Annotated in this window: 16 protein-coding genes; 10 read left to right on the top strand and 6 right to left on the bottom strand. The window is 68.7% G+C overall.

Annotated features, from left to right (window positions below):
- Positions 1–232 precede the first annotated feature (232 nt).
- Positions 233–382: a hypothetical protein gene (locus tag ACZ7SW_RS36570; RefSeq protein ID WP_344284989.1), complete on the top strand. Its 150-nt coding sequence runs from the start codon at positions 233–235 to the stop codon at positions 380–382.
- Positions 383–450: 68 nt separating this feature from the next.
- On the opposite strand, the gene ACZ7SW_RS36565 is transcribed toward ACZ7SW_RS36570, so the two are convergent.
- Complete coding sequence (locus tag ACZ7SW_RS36565) at positions 451–885, bottom strand: DUF6314 family protein (RefSeq protein WP_470234930.1); 435 nt, start codon at positions 883–885, stop codon at positions 451–453.
- A gap of 242 nt (positions 886–1,127) precedes the next feature.
- On the opposite strand from ACZ7SW_RS36565, the gene recQ reads away from it, so the two are divergent.
- A complete protein-coding gene (gene recQ / locus ACZ7SW_RS36560; RefSeq protein ID WP_470234929.1) occupies positions 1,128–2,975 on the top strand; it encodes a DNA helicase RecQ in 1,848 nt (615 codons plus the stop codon).
- Positions 2,976–3,639: 664 nt separating this feature from the next.
- Here the strand turns inward: recQ and ACZ7SW_RS36555 are convergent.
- Complete coding sequence (locus ACZ7SW_RS36555) at positions 3,640–3,843, bottom strand: antitoxin (protein ID WP_378406111.1); 204 nt, start codon at positions 3,841–3,843, stop codon at positions 3,640–3,642.
- A 119-nt stretch (positions 3,844–3,962) separates the two neighbouring features.
- Between ACZ7SW_RS36555 and add the strand changes: the two genes are divergently transcribed.
- Positions 3,963–4,946, top strand: a complete 984-nt coding sequence (add, locus tag ACZ7SW_RS36550) for an adenosine deaminase (protein WP_470234928.1) — start codon at positions 3,963–3,965, stop codon at positions 4,944–4,946.
- Here the strand turns inward: add and ACZ7SW_RS36545 are convergent.
- Both ACZ7SW_RS36545 and ACZ7SW_RS36540 read right to left on the bottom strand, forming a co-directional pair.
- Entirely contained in the window at positions 4,924–6,297 is a 1,374-nt protein-coding gene (locus ACZ7SW_RS36545) for a vWA domain-containing protein (RefSeq protein ID WP_470234927.1), read from the bottom strand. The two genes, add and ACZ7SW_RS36545, sit on opposite strands and share 23 nt — an antisense overlap.
- Positions 6,294–7,175 carry an AAA family ATPase gene (locus ACZ7SW_RS36540; protein WP_116203827.1) on the bottom strand — a complete coding sequence of 294 codons (882 nt, stop codon included), beginning with the start codon at positions 7,173–7,175 and terminating at the stop codon, positions 6,294–6,296. Before ACZ7SW_RS36540 ends, ACZ7SW_RS36545 begins: the two co-directional genes overlap by 4 nt.
- A 228-nt stretch (positions 7,176–7,403) precedes the next feature.
- Here ACZ7SW_RS36540 and ACZ7SW_RS36535 point away from each other — a divergent pair, with 228 nt between their 5' ends.
- Together ACZ7SW_RS36535 and mgrA are read left to right on the top strand one after the other, a co-directional pair.
- On the top strand, positions 7,404–10,304 hold the full coding sequence (locus tag ACZ7SW_RS36535) for a S53 family peptidase (protein ID WP_470234926.1): 2,901 nt from the start codon (positions 7,404–7,406) through the stop codon (positions 10,302–10,304).
- A gap of 405 nt (positions 10,305–10,709) precedes the next feature.
- Entirely contained in the window at positions 10,710–11,738 is a 1,029-nt protein-coding gene (mgrA, locus tag ACZ7SW_RS36530; protein ID WP_470234925.1) for an L-glyceraldehyde 3-phosphate reductase, read from the top strand.
- Positions 11,739–11,766: 28 nt separating this feature from the next.
- Here the strand turns inward: mgrA and ACZ7SW_RS36525 are convergent, their stop codons facing one another.
- Both ACZ7SW_RS36525 and ACZ7SW_RS36520 read right to left on the bottom strand, forming a co-directional pair.
- Positions 11,767–12,363 (bottom strand): NUDIX domain-containing protein, encoded by a 597-nt coding sequence (locus tag ACZ7SW_RS36525; protein WP_470234971.1) that lies wholly within the window; start codon positions 12,361–12,363, stop codon positions 11,767–11,769.
- Positions 12,327–12,851, bottom strand: coding sequence for a PadR family transcriptional regulator (locus ACZ7SW_RS36520; protein WP_470234924.1), 525 nt, complete (start codon positions 12,849–12,851; stop codon positions 12,327–12,329). The genes ACZ7SW_RS36525 and ACZ7SW_RS36520 overlap by 37 nt, the downstream gene beginning before the upstream one ends.
- A gap of 89 nt (positions 12,852–12,940) precedes the next feature.
- On the opposite strand from ACZ7SW_RS36520, the gene ACZ7SW_RS36515 reads away from it, so the two are divergent.
- The 5 genes from ACZ7SW_RS36515 to ACZ7SW_RS36495 all read left to right on the top strand — a co-directional run bounded on the left by ACZ7SW_RS36515 (position 12,941) and on the right by ACZ7SW_RS36495 (position 19,512).
- Complete coding sequence (locus ACZ7SW_RS36515) at positions 12,941–13,498, top strand: hypothetical protein (RefSeq protein WP_470234923.1); 558 nt, start codon at positions 12,941–12,943, stop codon at positions 13,496–13,498.
- A gap of 4 nt (positions 13,499–13,502) precedes the next feature.
- Positions 13,503–14,807, top strand: a complete 1,305-nt coding sequence (locus tag ACZ7SW_RS36510; RefSeq protein WP_470234922.1) for a carotenoid oxygenase family protein — start codon at positions 13,503–13,505, stop codon at positions 14,805–14,807.
- A 228-nt stretch (positions 14,808–15,035) separates the two neighbouring features.
- On the top strand, positions 15,036–16,193 hold the full coding sequence (locus tag ACZ7SW_RS36505; RefSeq protein WP_470234970.1) for an ROK family transcriptional regulator: 1,158 nt from the start codon (positions 15,036–15,038) through the stop codon (positions 16,191–16,193).
- Positions 16,194–16,414: 221 nt separating this feature from the next.
- Positions 16,415–17,146 carry an HAD family hydrolase gene (locus ACZ7SW_RS36500; protein WP_470234921.1) on the top strand — a complete coding sequence of 244 codons (732 nt, stop codon included), beginning with the start codon at positions 16,415–16,417 and terminating at the stop codon, positions 17,144–17,146.
- Positions 17,143–19,512, top strand: a complete 2,370-nt coding sequence (locus tag ACZ7SW_RS36495) for a glycoside hydrolase family 65 protein (RefSeq protein WP_470234920.1) — start codon at positions 17,143–17,145, stop codon at positions 19,510–19,512. Before ACZ7SW_RS36500 ends, ACZ7SW_RS36495 begins: the two co-directional genes overlap by 4 nt.
- Positions 19,513–19,588: the final 76 nt, after the last annotated feature.

The raw sequence follows: 19,588 nt of genomic DNA, 5'->3' as shown, positions 1-19,588 counted from the left end.
GTCGTGCGCTTGCCTCGATCATGCCCCGAAGATCCGCCGCTGCCCAGCATCGTGACTCCAGCGGGCACAAGGGGTCCACTCGCGCCCGCGGAACCGGCTTCAGCACGGGAAAACCCGCCCATCACCCGCGGTGACCGGGACCGTCCACTTCGGACCTGACAGCTTCGCCCCGTGTCGGGTAAAATCCGGCGCGAAAGCGATCTGCACGCCGACGACGCGAACGGAGGGCCCAGTGGCGATCACCGCGCCCCGCGCCCTGCCCGGCTTCGACAACATCGCCGGTATCGCGATTCCCGCCTGGGCGGGCATGGTGATCACCGCCGCCTGCGCGGTCTCCGCGATAGTGGTTCTGCTGGTGATCCTGCGCAACCGGCGCAAGTAGTCCACGCGGGACGCTCGCTTCGATATCCGCCGCTTTTTTGCGAGACAGCGCGGAATCATGATCGAGGGTCAGCTGTCCACGCGGGTGAACCGGCTGGTGATCACATGGTCCTTGGCCGGCCCGGTCACGACCCATTCCTGTTCCCACCGGCGATCGTCGAGCACGCGGTACGCCCCTCGGTACCAGTCGGCAGCACAGGGGTGATCGGCCGTCCACTCCCCGGTCGCCAGGTCCAGATCGTGGAAAAACCCGCCGTGGTCGAAGTGCACCGCGGCACGCGAACCGTCGGCCGACCGGTAGTGCAGCGTCCGGACGAACGGTCCGCGATGCGCTCCGAGCTGCAGCTCTCCCGACTCGCGGTAGACAAGCACCCCGTCGTCGAAGGTGAACGTCGCGCGGCCGCTCGCCTCTCCCATCGGTGCCCCGTCGACGTCGACGATTTCGCGCGCGAGCTGCCATTCGCCGGAGAAGTACCCGGTCAGGTCATTGATCGGAAAAGCCACGGATCCCATTGTGCGCCTCCGGACCGCACGCGAACGGCACTGGGACGGCCGACTCGGCACGGTCTGTCACGAGGGTCGCGCGAAGGGTCCCGTCATCCCGGCTGTCACCAGTCGCCTTGCTGTTCACCCTGTGCGACCAGACCCGCCGCGGCGCCCGGAAACGACCGGTGCGAGGGGGACTCTCGCGCCGAACCCGGCGGGGCAGGCTCGCCCGGACGGCCCGCCGCCCTAGAATCGGCCGCGTGGCGCACCCCGACCTGGCCGAGCAGGCCACCCGTTCCCCCGCTCTCGAGACCTTGCAGCGCGTCTTCGGCTACGACGCGTTCCGCGGCGACCAGGCGGAGATCGTCGAGCACGTGATCTCCGGCGGCGACGCGCTGGTGCTCATGCCCACCGGCGGCGGGAAATCGCTGTGCTACCAGATCCCGTCGCTGGTGCGGCCGGGCGTCGGCGTGGTGATCTCGCCGCTCATCGCGCTGATGCAGGATCAGGTCGACGCGCTGCGCAACGTCGGCGTGCGCGCCGGATTCCTCAACTCCACCCAGGATTTCGCGCAGCGGCAGGAGGTCGAGAACGCGTTCGTCGCGGGCGAACTGGACCTGCTCTACCTCGCGCCCGAACGGCTGTCGGTCGAATCCACCGTGCGCCTGCTCGACCGCGGCAAAATCGCGCTGTTCGCGATCGACGAGGCACACTGCGTCTCCCAGTGGGGCCACGATTTCCGGCCGGATTACCTGATGCTGTCGTCGCTGCACGAACGCTGGCCGGACGTGCCCCGGATCGCGCTCACCGCCACCGCGACCGAGGCCACGCACAAGGAAATCTCGCAGCGGCTCGGCCTGGACGACGCGAAGCATTTCGTCGCGAGCTTCGACCGGCCGAACATCCAGTACCGGATCGTGCCGAAGAACTCACCGCAGAAACAGCTGCTCGACCTCCTGCGCACCGAGCACCAGGGCGACGCCGGAATCGTCTACTGCCTGTCCCGCGCGTCGGTGGAGAAGACAGCGGATTTCCTGGTGCAGAACGGAATCCCGGCGCTGCCGTACCACGCCGGGCTCGACAAGTCGACCCGCGCGGCGAACCAATCGAGGTTCCTGCGCGAGGAAGGGCTCGTCGTGGTCGCCACGATCGCGTTCGGCATGGGCATCGACAAACCGGACGTCCGGTTTGTCGCGCACCTGGACCTGCCGAAGTCCGTGGAAGGCTACTACCAGGAAACCGGCCGCGCGGGCCGCGACGGGCAGCCGTCCACCGCCTGGCTCGCGTACGGGCTGCAAGACGTGGTGCAGCAGCGCAAAATGATCGACAATTCCGAGGGCGACGAGATGCACCGTCGTCTGCAGGCCCAGCACCTGAACGCGATGCTGGCGCTCTGCGAAACGGTCGAATGCCGGCGCACGCAGATCCTCGCTTACTTCGGGCAGTCCGGCCAGGCGTGCGGGAACTGCGACACCTGCCTTACCCCGCCGGAACGCTGGGACGGCACCATTCCCGCACAGAAACTGCTGTCCACAGTGGTCCGTCTGCGCAACGAACGGCGGCAGAAGTTCGGCGCCGGCCAGATCATCGACATCCTGCTGGGCAAGACGACCCCGAAGGTCACCCAGTTCCAGCACGACACGCTGAAGGTCTTCGGCATCGGCACCGAACTGCGCGAACCGGAGTGGCGCGCGGTAGTGCGGCAGCTGCTGGCGCGCAACCTGCTTGCGGTCGAAGGGGATTACGGATCGCTGGTACTGACCGAAGGTTCGACCGCGGTGCTGAACGGCTCCCTAGAAGTACAGCTGCGCCGCGAACCCGAACGCGCACCGCGAGCCCCGCGAACGTCCCGCCGCACGCCGGCCGCCGCCCCAGTCGACATGCCCGCGGAAGCGGCCCCGGTGTTCGAGCGCCTGCGCGCCTGGCGCGGGGCCACGGCGAAGGAACAGGGCGTCCCGGCATACGTGATCTTCCACGACGCCACGCTGCGCCAAATCGCCACGCTGATGCCGACAACGCTCGACGCACTGGGCACGGTGAGCGGAGTGGGCGAGAGCAAGCTGGCCAAGTACGGGGAGGGAGTGCTGGCAACGCTGGCCGAGGAGTGAGGCTGGGCGGAGTTGGGGCCGGTTGCTTGGCTGGGCACGCTCGCCGGGCCGGGTTGCGGACGGCAGGGCCGGGGTTGTCCTGCCGGGCACACTCGCCGGGCCGAGTCGCGCGCGACAGCTGCGGCCGGAGTTGCTTGGCCGGGGACGCTCGCCGAGGTGAGTCGCGCACGACAATCTGGACCGGAGTTGCCTGACCAGGAACACTCACCGAGCCGAGTCGCGCACGGCAATTGGAGCCAACGCAGAGCGAGCGGCTCGATTTTAGCACCGGAAGCCGACGCAAAGTCGGCAAACCGAGCTGGGCGGAATGGCCAGCCAAGGCTCGACAGGGAGGCTGATTTCCAGTGCGCGGGAAATCTCGGCGTTGCCGAGGCCGGTGCGCCAGGCGAAGCAAAGCGACCGGGTTACGCAGATCAACCGAGGCGTTCAGCCGCACCGGAACTGTGCCGACCCGGCGACACGGAAAATGATCAGCCAAGACCAGCCGCAACTGGCCGCGCCCCGCGCCCCCGGCCCCGCAACTGCTCAGCCCTGAAACCGACCAGTCTCGAAACCGATCACTCGTCCCGCCCCGCCGTCGACGCAGCATGCTTCGGCCCGCGAGCCCCGGTCACCCGCCCCAAGCCCGCGAGCCCACCCTCTAGCATCCAGTCAGGACCAGGCCTCACTCAGCCGTCCGAGGACGGGTCGTATCCGCGACCTTCCGCACCGCTCCCGAGATCTGCGAGTGGTACCGGCCGTTGGTCTTCTCGTCTACGAAACGCGCCGCCTTGCCCACCGCCTCGTTGACCTTCTGTGGGTTCTTCCGCACGTACGACACCGCGCTCGCGGCACCGGCCAGCACGGTGAGTTTCTTCATCAAAGCCATCTCGCAAAGTCCCTTCCCCTGCGGAATCCTCCGTCACCTACCCCAACGTCACCCAACCCCCGAGGGTTCCCGGCGAAACCTGGGTGACAGGGGGCGCGCGCAGCAGGCATCATCCACGCGTGCGCGATCTTTCGGCCCTTCCCAAGGTGCACCTCCACGTCCACCTCGAGAGCACCATTCGTCCCGGTACGCTCAAGGAGCTCGCGGCTGTCCACGGCATCCAGCTGCCAGAGAAGCCCGCAGCGTTCGAAGGGTTCCGGGCGTTCGCCGATCGCAACAGTCTCACTCGATCGTGCCTCCAGAAAGCCGAGGACTTCGAGCGGATCGCGCGCGAGTTCTGTGCGGACGAAGCCGCTCAGGGGACCCGGTACGTCGAGGTTACGTTCACCGCCGCCTCGCACGGGGAACGGGTCGGGGATCTCGAGCTTCCCCTCGCTTCAGTCCTTAAAGGACTGTCCGAAGGCGGGAAAGAGCAAGGGCTGCAATGGCGGCTGATCCTCGACCACTCGCGGCGGAGGTCGATCGAGCGCGCCGAGAAGACGCTGGAGCTGGCCAAGCGGCACGAAGAGATCATCGGGATCGGGATGGCTGGCGAGGAAAAGTACTCGCTAACCCCGTTTCGGGAGGTGTTCGTCCGGGCGAGGGAGGCTGGGTTGCACCTCATTCACCACGCGGGCGAGGACGCCGGGCCGGACAGCATCCGTGAGGCGATCGAAATCGGCGGAGCCGAGCGCATCGGGCACGGGATCCGCATCCTGGAGGACCCGGATCTGACCGTTCGCACCGCGGAGAGCGGGATCGCGCTTGAGGTGTGTCCCTCGTCGAACGTCGCGCTCGGGTTGGTTCCGACGCTCCCGGAACACCCGCTGCCCCGGTTGGTCGAGGCGGGGTTGCGAGTCACGCTCAACACGGATGTCCCGGACGTCACCGGCACCACGATCACCGGCGAATTCACCCGTGCGCGCGAGGTTTTTGGTTACGACGACACGATGTTGGCTAAGCTGGCAAGCAACGCAGTGACCGCATCGTTCGCACCCGAGGAAGCGAAAACGTTGCTGCATAAAGAGATTGACGGCTGGCTCAGGTCGGCAGAAGGCGCGTGACCAGCACGCCCAGCTGTTGCGCGGTCCGGCATTCGTGCATCTCCACCAGCTCCGCGTAGTCCGGCGCGGCCGAATCGCCGGTCCCCCACAGGGATCGGCGTTCGGGGTTCAGCCAATGAACGTGCCGCGCGCGGGACCGGATCGCGCGGACGGCGTCGAGATTCGGGTCGCCGCCGTTCGTTCGGGCGTCGCCCAGGATGAGGACTGACGTTCGCGGGCCGACGGCGTCTAACCAGTGCGAAGTGAACTGACCCAGCGCGCGGCCGTAATCGCTGTGGCCGTCCCAGCGGACTACCGCCGCTTCGCTGAGCATTCGCGCGCCCAGTTGTTCGGGATCGGCGGCACCGGTGTCGACGAGGTGCGTTACCTCGTCGGTGCTGTCGACGAAACCGAAGACGCGAATCTTGCTGAACTGGTCCCGCAGCGCTTGCACCAACAGCATCGTGAAGTTCGCGAAACCCGCTACCGAACCGGAAAGATCGCACAGGAGGATGATTTCCGGGCGGCCGGGGCGCCGATGCCGGTAGGCTGGACGCAAGGGCACGCCGCCAGTAGAGAGTGAACGACGCAGCGTTCGGCGCAAGTCGATCCGGCCGCGAGTGGTGCGCTTGCGGCGCGCGGCAAGCCTGGTGGCGAGTTTGCGGGACAGCGGCTGGATGGTGCGCCGCAGTTCGGTCAATTGCGTGCGGCTGGCGATGAGGAAGTCGACGCGATCCGCGGCGGGGGCGATCGCGTGCTTGGCGATCCGTTCGCGGCCCCGGAGTTCGGCGGCTCGGCGGCGCGCCTCGGTACGCACCCGGCCGCGGAAACCCTCGACGCGGCGGCGGATTTCGTCGCGGGTGAGCCGGTCGGTGAACTCGTCCGGCGTGCCGGAGGCGCGCATCGCGGCGAGCACCTGGGCGATGAGCGTCTGCGGCTGCAGGCGGTCCAGCGTCTGGTGCGCGGAGTACCCGCCGCCCGGGCCGGTTCCGACGCCGTATTGGCCCAGCAGGTCCACGGCGATTCCGGCTAGCTGGTCCAACGCCTGGTCGTCGCCCTCGGCCAGGGCGGCGGCGAGCGCTTCCCGCAGTTCCGCCCGGTCCTGCGGCGGGTTTTCGCGCGCCAGCTCCGGAGCGCCGACCCCGGCCGGGAAGTACAGGTCGAAGGCGGCGTCGAACACCGTCCGCTGCCCGCCCCGGCGGACCAGCGCGGCGGCAAGCCCTTCGCGGACCAGCTCGCGGTCGTCCAGGCCGAGCATCTCCAGCGCGGCCGCCGCGTCGGCCGTCTCGCCCGGACCGGCCGGGATGCCTTGTGCCCGCAAGGCCCGCACGAACTCGGCGAGCCGCCCGGTCAGGCCCGGCGCGGCGGTCACGACGCGTCCAGCACCTGGTCGAGACTCAGCCCGGCCCCGGCCTTCGCGATGTCGTCCTGATGCTTCAGCACAACGCCGAGGCTTTCGCGCACCACCCGCTCGTCGAGCGCGCCCGCGCCCAGCTCCAGCAACGTGCGCGCCCAGTCGACGGTCTCCGCCACCGACGGCAGTTTCCGCAGGTCCATCGCCCGCAGCGCGGCGATCACCCGCACCACCGAATCGGCCAGCGCGGCCTCGATCCCGGGCACCTTCAGCCGGACGATCTCGCGTTCGAGGTCCTCGTCCGGGAAATCGATGTGCAGGAACAGGCACCGCCGCCGCAGCGCCTCGGACAGCTCGCGCGTCGCGTTCGACGTCAGCACCACGAACGGCTGCTGCGTCGCGGTGATGGTGCCGAGTTCGGGCACCGTCACCTGGAAATCGCCGAGCACCTCCAGCAGCAGACCCTCGATCTCGACGTCGGCCTTGTCCGTTTCGTCGATCAGCAGCACGGTCGGCTCCGTGCCGGAGATCGCGGTGAGCAGCGGGCGGCGAAGCAGGAACTCCTCGCCGAAAATGTCGGTGCGCGCCTCGTCCCACGTCTCGTCGCGGCCCGCGGTGATCCGCAGCAGCTGCTTCGCGTGGTTCCACTCGTACAGCGCGCGGGCCTCGTCGATGCCTTCGTAGCACTGCAATCGCACGAGCCGTGAGCCGGTGACCTCGGCGACCGCCGTGGCCAGCGCGGTCTTGCCGACCCCGGCCGGCCCCTCGACCAGCAGCGGCTTCCCCAGCCGGTCGGCGAGGAACACCGTGGTCGCGACCGCGGTCGACGCGAGATACCCGGCCTCGGCCAGCTGCGCCGACACATCGTCGACGGACGAGAAGAACCCGGTGCCCACGTCGCCTCCTAAGCAATCGCTCACCCGCACTGTACTGGCCGGGACCAGCAAGTCGGATACCACCGACCGGACATCGGACCTATCTCCCTGAAGAGACCGCACCTGCCGTGATTGTCCCCAATGCGGCGAATAGTCATCCGATGTATGGGTTGACAAGGCATCCCCCGGCCAGAAAGCTGGGAGCACGCCGCAGAGAGTCCCGTCCCTTGCCCCGAAACGGAGTCGGACTTGCGTTTCGTCATCTCTCTGACGGCTGCCTCGCTGGCGTTCGCCGTCGCCTCCCCGCCCAGCGCCCCGGCGGCCACTGCCGCCCCGCCATCCTCAAGCGTTAGAGACCACACCTATGCCCTGCCCAGCGGCGACCACGTGCTCGTCCACGACGGCGTCCCGCATTTCCTGCCCGCTCCCGGACATTCGCCGCTGGCGTTCACCTCGACGGTGAACGGACAGCACACCGTCGTCCCCGCCGGGCAGCTGCGCCATCTGTCCTCTTTGGACGGATACCGGCTAGGCCAAGCCCCCGCTGCCGCCGCGCAGCCGCACTACCCGCAAGGCCTGCTGGACGTGAAAGCGCTCGACCACGCGGGCAAACCGGTCGCCGCGGCCGAGATCCTCGTGGTCAACGCCGACGATCCGGCCCGCGCCACCTGGGACGGGCTGCTGCTCGGCGGAGAGGCCAAGATCCAGCTGCCAACCGGTCATTACGGTGTCGCGGTCGCCGTCTTCAACACCGACGCCGACGGCAACGCGACCGACACCGAGTTGCTCAGCCAGACCGAGGTCACCGTGCCGAGCACCGGGGCCGAAGTCTCGCTCGACGGCCGCAAAGCGCAGCGGGTCACCCTCGCCACCCCGCGGCCGAGCACCCCCGACGCGATCACCGTCGGCTGGGAACGCGGCAGCAGCACGAAAGTCTCCGCGCTGAACATCGGCGCGCTCGGCGATGTCCCGCTTTACGTCGGCAGCGCGGGCAAGGCGGTTACCGGCAAGCTCTCCTTCTCCGTTTCCGCTCGATCGGTGTCGCCGACGTACCGGTATCTCTTCGGCCTGCCCAAAACCGACCACATTCCGGCGAACCAGGCGTACGCCATCGAGTCGTCGAAGATGTCCACTGTGGACATCAACTATCCGACAGATCAGCCCTCTCAACATCTGATCGCGTGGGACCAGTGGACGATTCCGAACGAAGGCCCGGACAATCCGTATCCGCCGGACCTGCCGTACTTCGAACGGAACGCGCCCACCTCGGACACTCTGTACACGAACGTCCCGGCCGGTGAGGGATATCAGACCTTGATGCGACCGGACCTCGGCGACGGTTCGATCGAGGGCGAACTGCAGCGTTCCCTGACCCCGGCCGCCGGCCAGCACACCACGCTGAACTGGCGCACCGGGCTTATCGCGCCCGCGCCGTTGACCTACGACGGTTCCTGCTACCTCTGCCGCGAAGGCGACACCCTGCACGAAGCCGGTGCGATGGACGCGGACTTCGGCGGCGCGCTCGGCCAATGGAGCGACGGCACCGCCACGCTGACCGAGGACGGCAAGAAGATCTACTCCGGCGGCATTCTCGGTTACGTCTTCGACCAGAAGGCGGCTTCCGGGAAGCACCGCTATGTGTACACAATGGACGCGAGCCACAGTGATGCCCGGACCGCGTTGTCCGACCATTCCACGATTTCCTGGGGTTTCGACTCCGCTACCACGAAGTCGTCCACTCCGGTCGGTTTACTGTGGGCGAGCGCGGACTTCGGCACTGACCGGCACAACTCCCTCGCCCCCGGTGCGGCCGCGATGACGATCGCCTTCCATGGCGGCAAGGTCACCGCCGCGAGCGCGCAAGTCTCCTTCGACGGAGGCAAAACCTGGCAGAACACCGCCCTCACCCGTCCGGACGCACACCACGCGCGAGCCGCGTTCACCGTTCCCGCCGGCGCCAATCCCGGCTACCTCTCGATCAAGCTGCGCGGCCAAGACACGAACGGTTCCACTGTGGACGAAACCGTCGACAAGGCAGCACTGGTCAACGCGCCGAACGGGATCGCGACGAGCTCGACGTCCACTTCGGACACTCCGCCGGGCACCCGCGCCGCCTGCCCCACGCCGGAACCTGGTCACGTCGGCTGTTACGTCCTCAAATCCGCCCAGGCGAAAGCACTTCCGGACGGATTGTCCCGCACGGATTTCCTGTCTGCTTACAAGCTGCCCGCGTCAGGCGGAAAAGGCCGGACAGTCGCCATCGTGGACGCCTTTGACGATCCGGCCGCCGAAGCCGACCTCGCCGTCTATCGCAAGGCCTACGGGCTCCCGGAATGCACAACCGCCAACGGCTGCTTCAAGAAGGTGAACGGCCGCGGCGAAACCGCCCCGCTGCCGAAAGCCGACGAGGGCTGGAGTTCGGAGATCTCGCTCGACCTCGACATGATCTCGGCGGTCTGCCCCGACTGCCGGATCGAACTCGTGGAAGCCGACGACGCCAGCACCGCGGCGATGGCGGCCGCGGAGAAGACCGCCACGACGTCCGGCGCGGTCGCGGTGTCCAACAGCTGGGGCGGCGACGAGACCAGCGGAAACGAACCCTACGCCGCCGCGTTCAGCCATCCTGGCGTCGCGGTCACCGCGTCCACCGGCGACCGCGGCTACCGGCAGGCCAGCTGGCCGGCCACGCTGTCCACCGTCCTCGCCGTCGGCGGGACGTCGCTGAAGAAGGCGTCCAACGCCCGCGGCTGGAGCGAGACGGCATGGCGCGGAAGCGGCTCAGGTTGTTCCGCGTACACCGCCAAACCCACGTGGCAGAAGGACACGCGCTGCGGGGGCCGCACCGAAGCGGATCTCGCGGCGGTCGCCGATCCGGCGACCGGCGTCGCGGTCTACGACCAGGGCAGCTGGGGTACAGCGGGCGGGACGAGCGCGTCGTCGCCGATCATCGCCGCGATGATCGCGCTCAAGGGCAACTCAGCGGCACTCTCGTCCGCGCAGTACGTCTACCAGCACGCTTCGGCGCTCAACGACGTCACCGCCGGCAGCAACGCGCACTGGGACTGCGGTGGCGACTACCTGTGCACCGCGGGCAAGGGCTACGACGCGCCGACCGGGCTCGGCACGCCGAACGGCCTCGGCGCACTGTGAACCGCGGCTGCCCGGGTGAGCTGAGAGCCGCCCGGGCAGCCGTTAGCGTCGGGCGGTGAACTACGTTGCCGCAGACCACCGTTACGAGCGTTCGCCTTCTCTTCGACGGAACCCCGTGCGCCGCGGCAGCCGGTTCGCGAGGCGAGCGCCGGAACCGGTCACGGCAAGCTCGGAATGACCTGGTCCACCAATCGTTTCGCGACCGGGCAGGTCCAGGGTCGCGGCCAGGTCACCGCCGGTCAGCTTGCCGGTGTTCGGGGTCGCGGAGATCATCGCGCGGCGGTTCCAGCTCCGGGATACATAGCCGAATAGGATATCCCGCGCAAAACCGGATTTAGAGCACCAACCTGGATGTCACCCACCGTGCACGGGCCCCGGCGACGCCTCCCGGGCTAGCATCGCGGCGTGACTTACGCTGCCGCTGATGCCCGTTACGACTCGATGCCCTACCGCCGCTGCGGGCGCAGCGGACTGAAGCTGCCCGCGATCTCGCTCGGACTGTGGCACAACTTCGGGAACGACCGCCCGCTCACCGTCCAGCGCGACATCGTCCGGCGGGCCTTTGACCTGGGCATCACGCATTTCGACCTGGCCAACAACTACGGCCCGCCCTACGGCAGCGCCGAGGAGAACTTCGGCCGGCTGCTGGCGAGCGACCTGAAGCCGTACCGGGACGAGCTGATCGTCTCGACCAAGGCCGGCTACGACATGTGGCCCGGTCCGTACGGCGAGTGGGGTTCGCGCAAGTACCTGCTGGCCAGCCTCGACCAGTCGCTGGGGCGGATGGGGCTGGACTACGTCGACATCTTCTACTCGCACCGGTTCGACCCGGAGACGCCGCTGGAGGAGACCGTCGGGGCGCTCGACCGGGCGGTCCGCTCGGGCAAGGCGCTGTATGTCGGGATCTCGTCCTACAACTCCGCGCGGACCGCGGAGGCCGCGCAGCTGCTGCGGGAACTGGGTACGCCGTTGCTGATTCACCAGCCGTCGTATTCGATGTTCAATCGCTGGACCGAGGCGGACGATTTGCTCGGGACGCTGGAGCAGGCCGGGGCCGGGTGCATCGCGTTTTCGCCGCTGGCGCAGGGGTTGCTGACGAACAAGTACCTTTCCGGGGTGCCTTCGGATTCCCGCGCGGCGCAAGGGAAGTCGCTGAATCCGGACACGATCACCGAGGAGAAGCTCGGCAAGATCCGGGCGCTCGGCGAGATCGCTGAGCGGCGGGGGCAGACGCTGGCGCAGCTGGCGCTGGCCTGGGCGTTGCGGGATCCGCGGATGACGTCGCTCGTGATCGGGGCCAGCAGCGTGAAGCAGCTGGAGGACAACGTGGCCGCGCTGGGGAATCTCTCGTTCACCGACGAGGAGCTGGCGGAAATCGACCAGTACGCGGTCGAAGAGGGAATCAATCTCTGGAAGCGCTCTTCTGACGGATGAAACCAGGTGACTCGGCCGGAAGCGCGGACTACCCGAGCCTCCGGCCGAACTCGCCGTAAACGGTCTCCCCGTCCAGAAACGCTTGACATGCCAGAGCGACTCGCCGCGCCTTGGACGGCCGCAATCGCGGGCGCGCGGCCTCAAGTCCCAGGAACTCGAACCGGCTCAGCTCTTCCCCTGGCAGGCGAATGGCACCGATCTGCTCGCGGTTCAGCACACCGCCGTCGAAAATGAACTGGAGGCTGTCCCGCCAAACGCCGTGCGAAGGCAGCCAGTCAACGAGGAGAAGACGCCCCACCGTCAGGTCGATGCCGAGTTCTTCGCGGACCTCTCGACGGCACGCCGCCAGCGGTGACTCGTCGTCTTCGACCAAACCGCCGGGAATCTCCAGGAACGGCTTGTAGGTCGGGCAGACGAACAGGATCCGGCCGTGTTCGTCGCGGGCGAGGACGCCGGCGGCCGCGTTCTTGCGCGGAAACCGCGCGGCGATGCCGGGATTGAACTCGGCCTCCGGCTCGCCCTCGTCCCTAAGGTCTTGCGCGAATACGGCATCGTCGCCGCAGTGGCGGGCCTGGCTGCCGGTCATGATCAGCCGCGGGCCGCGCGGATCGTCTCCGCCGCCCACTCCGCCCAATCCCGTTCCATCGCCGCGTACCGTTTGCCCCATTCCAGCGCGAGGCGGCCGTACAGCGACGGGTCGCTGTCGTCCCAGTCCACTGACGCGTCGATCGCCGCCAGTTCGTCGACCAGCCCCTCGGCGAAAGCACCGTGCCTGCGCAGAAATCCGCGGGCCTCCTCCGGCGTGACCTCGCCCAGGAAGTACACCCGCAGCAGCATCTCGTTCCGCCGCGCGGCCGGCGGCCTCTCCTCCAGCAGCCACTTGCGCAATTCCGACCGCCCGGCGTCGGTGATCGCGTACTCCTTGCGCCCGCGCGGGCCCTCGGCGGACACCTCGATCAGGTCGGCGCCCTCGAGCTTGCCCAGTTCCCCGTACAGCTGGCTCTGCGTGGCCGTCCAGACGCTCGACATCGCCGTTTCGAAGCGTTTCAGCAGGTCGTAGCCGCTTCCAGGGGCAGTGGCGAGCAGCCCCAGCACCGCGTGTCGCAAAGTCATGCGCCCACCCTACCTTCCACTATTGACATGTCCAGTCCGCACGTTCTAGCTTTGACCTGTCAGCATAGGAATGTGAGCGAGGGGCACCGATGAACTACCTGAAGAGTTTCCTTCCGTGGATCGCCTTCGCGGTCGTGTCCACCCAGGCCGACTGGCGGTGGTCCGGGCTGACCGGGCTGGTGCTCGCGGGCGGGCTGCTCCTGCTCGAACGCCGGCGCGGCAAGGGCTGGGACACCCTGTTCATCGAGGTCTCCGCGGTCGTTTTCTTCGTGGCGCTTTCGATCTGGTCGTTCAGCGACCCGGCCTCGCCGCTCAGGGACTACGTCGGCGCGCTCACCGATTTCTGGCTGGCGCTGACCGCCTGGGGTTCGATCGCCGCGAAGCGGCCGTTCACGCTCGGGATCGCGAAAACCATGGTCCCGCCGGAAATCGCCGCGACGGCGGTGTTCCGCCGGGTCAACGTCGTCATCACCGCTGTCTGGGCGGCCAGCTTCACGGTCGCCGGGATCGCCGAAGCCGTACTGCTGCATTTCGCGCCGCACGCCACTGTCGCGTTGATCGTTCTCAAGGTGCTCGGCTTCGCGATTCCGATCTCGTTCACCATCCGCTATCCGCGCCTCGTCCGGGCTCGCGCCCAGAAAGCGTGAATCAATGACCACCACAGATTTCCACCTCAAGGGCCACTACGCCCCGGTCCACGACGAACTCACTGCCTACGACCTGCCGGTCAGCGGTGCGCTGCCGCCCGAGCTCACCGGCTGGTATCTGCGCAACGGGCCGAACCCGCGGCAGGACAGCGCGCATTGGTTCACCGGCGACGGAATGGTGCACGGCGTACGGCTCGAAAACGGCCGCGCGGCTTGGTATCGCAACCGCTGGGTGCGCACCGAGAGCTTCGACCTCTCTAATCCGGCGCTCTACAACGCCGACGGAACCAGAAATCTCCGGCGGAGCGTCGCCAACACCCACGTCGTCAATCACGCGGGACGCACGCTCGCGCTCGTGGAATCCTCGCTGCCATACGAAATCACGACCGATCTCGACACCGTCGGCGTCTACGATTTCGACGGCAAGCTCGCCGATTCGATGACCGCGCATCCCAAGATCTGCCCGGAAACCGGCGAGTTGCATTTCTTCGGCTACGGCAGCGTCACCGCCCCGCACGTGAGCTATTACCGCGCCGACGCCGCCGGGGAACTCGTGCTGCGCCAGCCGATCGACGTGCCCGGCCTGACGATGATGCACGACTTCGCGCTCACCCGGCGGCACGCGGTGTTCTTCGACCTGCCAGTGGTGTTCGACCACGCGTCCGACGGCGGCATGCCGTTCCGGTGGAGCGACACGTACGGCGCGCGGCTCGGCCTGCTCAGCCGTGACCGTCCGGAGGACGGCGTGCGCTGGTTCGAGGTCGATCCGTGTTACGTCTTCCACACCCTCAACGCGCACGACACCGCCGACGGCCGGATCGTGGTGCACGTCGTGCGGTACGAGCACCTGTACCGGCCCGGTGTCCCCGATCCCAAGGGCGTGTTGTGGCGGTGGACGATCGACCCGCGCGCGGGCACGGTGTCCGAGGATCTCGTCGACGACCGCGAGGGCGAGTTCCCGCGCATCGACGACCGGCTCGCCGGGCTGGACGCTCGCTTCGGGCACGTGACCGGACGGCACAGTCCGGAGGGCCCGCTCGTGCTCCGTCGCTATGACCTGCGCACGAACGCCGCGCGCGAGCATCTGTTCCCGGAAGGACACATCCCGGGCGAGGCGGCGTTCGTTCCGGCGGACGACCGTCCGGGCGGCGCCGGCTGGCTGCTCACGTACGTCTACGACGGACCGAACGACCGCAGCGACTTGGTGGTGCTCGACGCGCAGGACATCGAGGCGGATCCGGTCGCGACCGTCCATCTGCCCGGCCGCGTGCCCGCCGGCTTCCACGGCAACTGGCTGCCCGACGCCTGAGCCGTCAACCAGCGGAGGGCGAACTCTGCGCGCCGTCCCCGGGTTCCGCGCGCTCAGCCCGTATCGTCGGACTGAGACCTCCGCCTGCCCCTCCCGAGCCGGAAGAAAAGAAACTTTCCTGCCAAAGCGGGGCGAATCCGGTTACCGTGGCAGGACGGAAGTCCGAACGGGAAGGAAACTCAGCAGGTGGCAGGGTCGGGTACACCACCGGTCGGCACCCCGGCCGGGATGCGCATGATCAACCAGCGGGCGGTGCTCGACCTGCTGCGCCGCGGCGGGCCCGCGACGCGGCCGCAGGTGGCGAAGGACACCGGGCTGTCGAAGCCCACGGTGAGCCAGGCGCTGCTGGCGCTGGAGGCCGCCGGGCTCGCGCGGGCGACCGGGCACACGTCCACCGGCACCGGCCGCTCGGCAGTGCTCTACGAGGCGGACCCGACCGCGGGATACGTGCTGGGCCTGGACATCGGCCGCGAGCACATCCGGGTCGCGGTCGCCGATCTCGGCCGCACCACGGTCGCCCGGCGCGACGTGCGCAACACGGCCCGCTCCGGCAGCGCGCTGATCTCCGCGCTGGGCAAACTGGCCGCGGACATCGTGGCCGAGGCGGGCCTGACGAACGACGACATCGTGGTCCGCGTGCTGGGCTCCCCCGGCGTGGCGGACCCGGTGAAACGCTGCTTCCGGCACGCGCCGAACCTGCCCGGCTGGGGCCGCCCCGGCCTGCTCGACGACCTGGAGCAGGTTCTCGGGCCGGAGCTGGTCGTGGAGAACGACGCGAACCTCACCGCGGTCGGCGAATGGGAAAGCGGCGCCGCGCGGGGGGCTTCGGTGGTCGGCTGCATCACCATCGGCACCGGCGTCGGCATGGGACTCATGGTCGACGGCCGGGTTTTCCGCGGAGCCACCGGAGCCGCGGGTGAGATCGGCTACCTGCCTTACGGCCGCACGCACGTCGCCGACGAACCCAGCGAACCGCCCGCGCGCGGACACCTGGAGGAAGCCACCGCCGCACAGTCGGTGGTCCGAGGTGCCCGCGAACTCGGCCTGGGCACAGCGAGATCCGCGCGCGAAGTCTTCCGCCTCGCCCGAGAGGGTGACGAATTGGCGCAGCGCGCGGTGTCCGCGGAGGCCGACCGGCTCGCGTACACAGTCGCTTCGGTGGCCGCCGTGATCGACCCCGAACTGATCGTGCTAGGCGGCGGCGTCGGAACGGCGGCGGATCTGCTGCTGGAACCGATCGACCGGGCGCTCCGCGCGTTCACCCCGCTCACAACGACTGTGGTGCAAGGCGAACTAGGCGACGACGGCGTCCTCACCGGCGCGATCAGCGTCGGCCTGCGCGCCGCCGAACGCCTGGTCTTCGACCGCCGCGTAGGCGCCGCCTGACATTCCGTGAGGGGAACCCTCACGGAATCTGATTCCCTCAGGGTTCCCCTCACAGCCCTAAACCGCCACCAACGCACCCCACCCATGAGGCGCCCAGCCCTCCCCCGCACCCCCGAACCGTCAGCACAATCAAGCTTCGGGGTGCCCCACGCAACCAAGCGAGGCGCAATGTCGCCGCCAGGCGACGAGCCCACCCGCCCCCCGACCGGTACGTTGCAGGCATGATCGGACTGCCCGACACCATCACCGCCTGCCTCTTCGACCTGGACGGCGTACTGACCGGGACGGCCGTGCTCCACCGCGAGGCGTGGAAACGGACGTTCGACGAATACCTCCACACCCGCGACGCCGCCGACTTCCAAGAATTCACCGACGCCGACTACGCGACCTACGTAGACGGCCGCCCAAGGGCCGACGGCGTCCGGGAATTCCTTCGCTCACGCGGAATCGAACTCCCCGAAGGCACCCCGGACGACGCCGTCGACGCGCCGACCGTGAACGGCATCGGCAACCGCAAGAACGAACTCGTCCTGAAAATCATCGACGAACGCGGCGTAAACCCGTACCAGGGTTCCGTGCGCTACCTGGAAGCAGCGAAGGAAGCCGGACTCAGGATCGCCGTAGTGACCTCGTCGGCGAACGGAGCCAAGGTCCTCGACGCAGCAGACCTCTCCCGCTTCGTGGAAGCCCGCGTCGACGGCCTGGTCATCCGCCGCGACCACCTGAAAGGCAAGCCAGCGCCCGATTCGTTCCTGGCCGGGGCCAAGGAACTCGGGGTGGACCCGAAGCAGGCGGCAGTGTTCGAGGACGCACAATCCGGCGTCCAAGCAGGCAAAGCCGGCGGCTTCGGTTACGTCGTGGGCGTGAACCGCGAGAACCAGGCGGACGCCCTGCGCGCGCACGGCGCCGACGTCGTGGTGGACGACCTCGCCGACCTGCTGGAGGACAAGTGACGGAATCCGGTTACGAATGCTCCCCGTGGGAGCTGCGCTGGCGCGGCCTCGACGTGGATGCGTTGCAGCGCACCGAGTCTGCTTTCGCGGTGTCGAACGGGCACATCGGACTGCGGGGCACCCTTGAGGAGGGCGAGCCGCGCGGGCTGCCCGGCACGTATCTCAACGGTTTCTACGAGCAGCACGAGCTTCCTTACGCGGAGGGGGGTTACGGCTATCCGGAGGAGGGCCAGACCGTCGTCAACGTGACGGACGGCAAGATCATCCGGCTGCTGGTGGAGGACGAGCCGCTGGACATGCGCTACGGGATCGCGACCGCGCACGACCGGGTGCTCGACTTCCGTCGCGGCACGCTGCGCCGTGTCACCGAGTGGTCGTCCCCGACGGGGCGGCGGGTGCGGGTGACGACCGAGCGGCTGGTGTCGTTCACCCAGCGCGCGGTCGCCGCGATCCGTTACGAGGTCGAACCGCTGGACGAGGATCTGCAGCTGGTGGTGCAGTCCGATCTGCTGGCCAACGAACCGGTCGAGTCCGACACCCACGACCCGCGCGTGGCGGCCGCGCTCGACGCGCCGCTGGTCGGCGAGTTCAGCCACGCCGCGGGCTATCAGGCGGTGCTGGTGCACCGGACCCGGATGTCCGGGCTGCGGGTCGCCGCCGCGATGGACCACAAGATCGAGGTCGACGACGGCCTGCGGACCCGCATCCACGCCGAGGAGGACCTCGCCCGGCTCACCGCCGCGGTCGACGTGCCCAAGGGCGGACGGCTGCGGGTCACCAAGTTCCTCGCCTACGGCTGGTCCGCGCAACGCTCCGCCCCGGCGCTGCGCGCGCAGGTCGAAGCCGCGCTCGCCGGCGCCCGGCAGACCGGCTGGAAGGGCCTGGCCGCCGAGCAGCGCCGGTTCCTCGACGACTTCTGGGCCACCTCCGACATCGAGATCGACGGCGATCCGGAACTCCAGCAGGCCGTCCGGTTCGCGCTCTTCCACCTCCTGCAGGCCGGCGCCCGCGGCGAAACCCGCGCCATCGCCGGGAAAGGGCTCACCGGGCCGGGGTACGACGGGCACGCGTTCTGGGACAGCGAGACCTTCGTGCTGCCGGTCCTGACGTACACGATGCCGGACGCCGCCCGCGACGCCCTCGGCTGGCGACACTCCACCATAGACAAAGCGAAAGAACGCGCGACCCAGCTCGGCCTGCGCGGCGCGGCGTTCCCGTGGCGGTCCGTCAACGGCGCCGAATGCTCCGCGTACTGGCCCGCCGGCACCGCGGCGTTCCACGTGAGCGCGGACATCGCCGACGCCGTCGTGCGCTACGTCAACGCCACCCAGGACGAGCATTTCGAGCGCACCTGCGGCGCGGAACTGCTGCTGGAGACCGGGCGGCTGTGGGCGTCTCTCGGGCATTTCGACCACCACGGGCACTTCCGCATCGACGGCGTCACCGGACCTGACGAGTACTCCGCGGTGGCGGACAACAACGTCTACACGAACCTGATGGCGCGCAAGAACTTGCTCGCCGCGGCGGAGGTGTGCCGGAGGCATCCGGACGTCGCCGAACGGTTCGACGTGGACAGTGTCGAGATCGATTCCTGGCTCGCCGCGGCGGAGGCGATGGCGCTGCCCTACGACCAGGAACTCGGCGTGCACCCGCAGTCGGAAGGCTTCCTGCAGCACGACGAGTGGGACTTCGCCGCCACCGACGAGGATTTCTACCCGCTGCTGCTGAACTACCCGTACTTCGACCTGTACCGCAAGCAGGTCGTCAAGCAGGCGGATCTCGTGCTGGCCCTGCACCTCTGCGGCGATTCGTTCAGCCCGGAGGAGAAAGCCCGCGACTTCGCCTACTACGAAGCACGGACCGTCCGCGACTCCTCCCTCTCCGCCGGCACCCAAGCCGTCATCGCGGCAGAGGTCGGGCACCTGCGGCTGGCCTACGACTACCTCGCCGAAGCCGCGCTCACCGACCTGCACGACGTGCACAACAACGTCCGCAACGGCCTGCACATGGCGTCGCTGGCCGGTGCCTGGCAGGCCGCGGTGGCCGGGTTCGGCGGCCTGCGCGATTACGGCGGCCAGCTGTCGTTCGCGCCGCGGCTGCCGGACGAACTCGGCGGCCTCACCTTCCGCCTCGCCTTCCGCGAAACCCGGTTCCAGGTGTCGATCCGGCCCGGCGCGGCGACGTATCAGGTGCTCAACGGGCCGCCGCTGGACCTGGTCCACCACGGCGAGCGGTTCACCGTGGCCGAGGAGCCGGTGGAGCTGCCGATCCCGAAGCTGGACCCGGGCCCCGCGCCGGTCCAGCCGATCGGCCGGGCTCCGGCGCGCCGCGACGCGTCGAAGGTGCGGCAGTTCGACCGAAGCTGACTCGTGAGTGAGGGTCGCGACCTGCCATTGCCCGACAGTTCGTCCACTGTGCTCATCCGCCCGAATCCCGCCGGAC

This window comes from Amycolatopsis sp. NPDC114484 (genome assembly GCF_055633755.1).
Note: the sequence above shows the minus strand (reverse complement) of the source record. Positions and strands in the feature narration are given on the sequence as shown.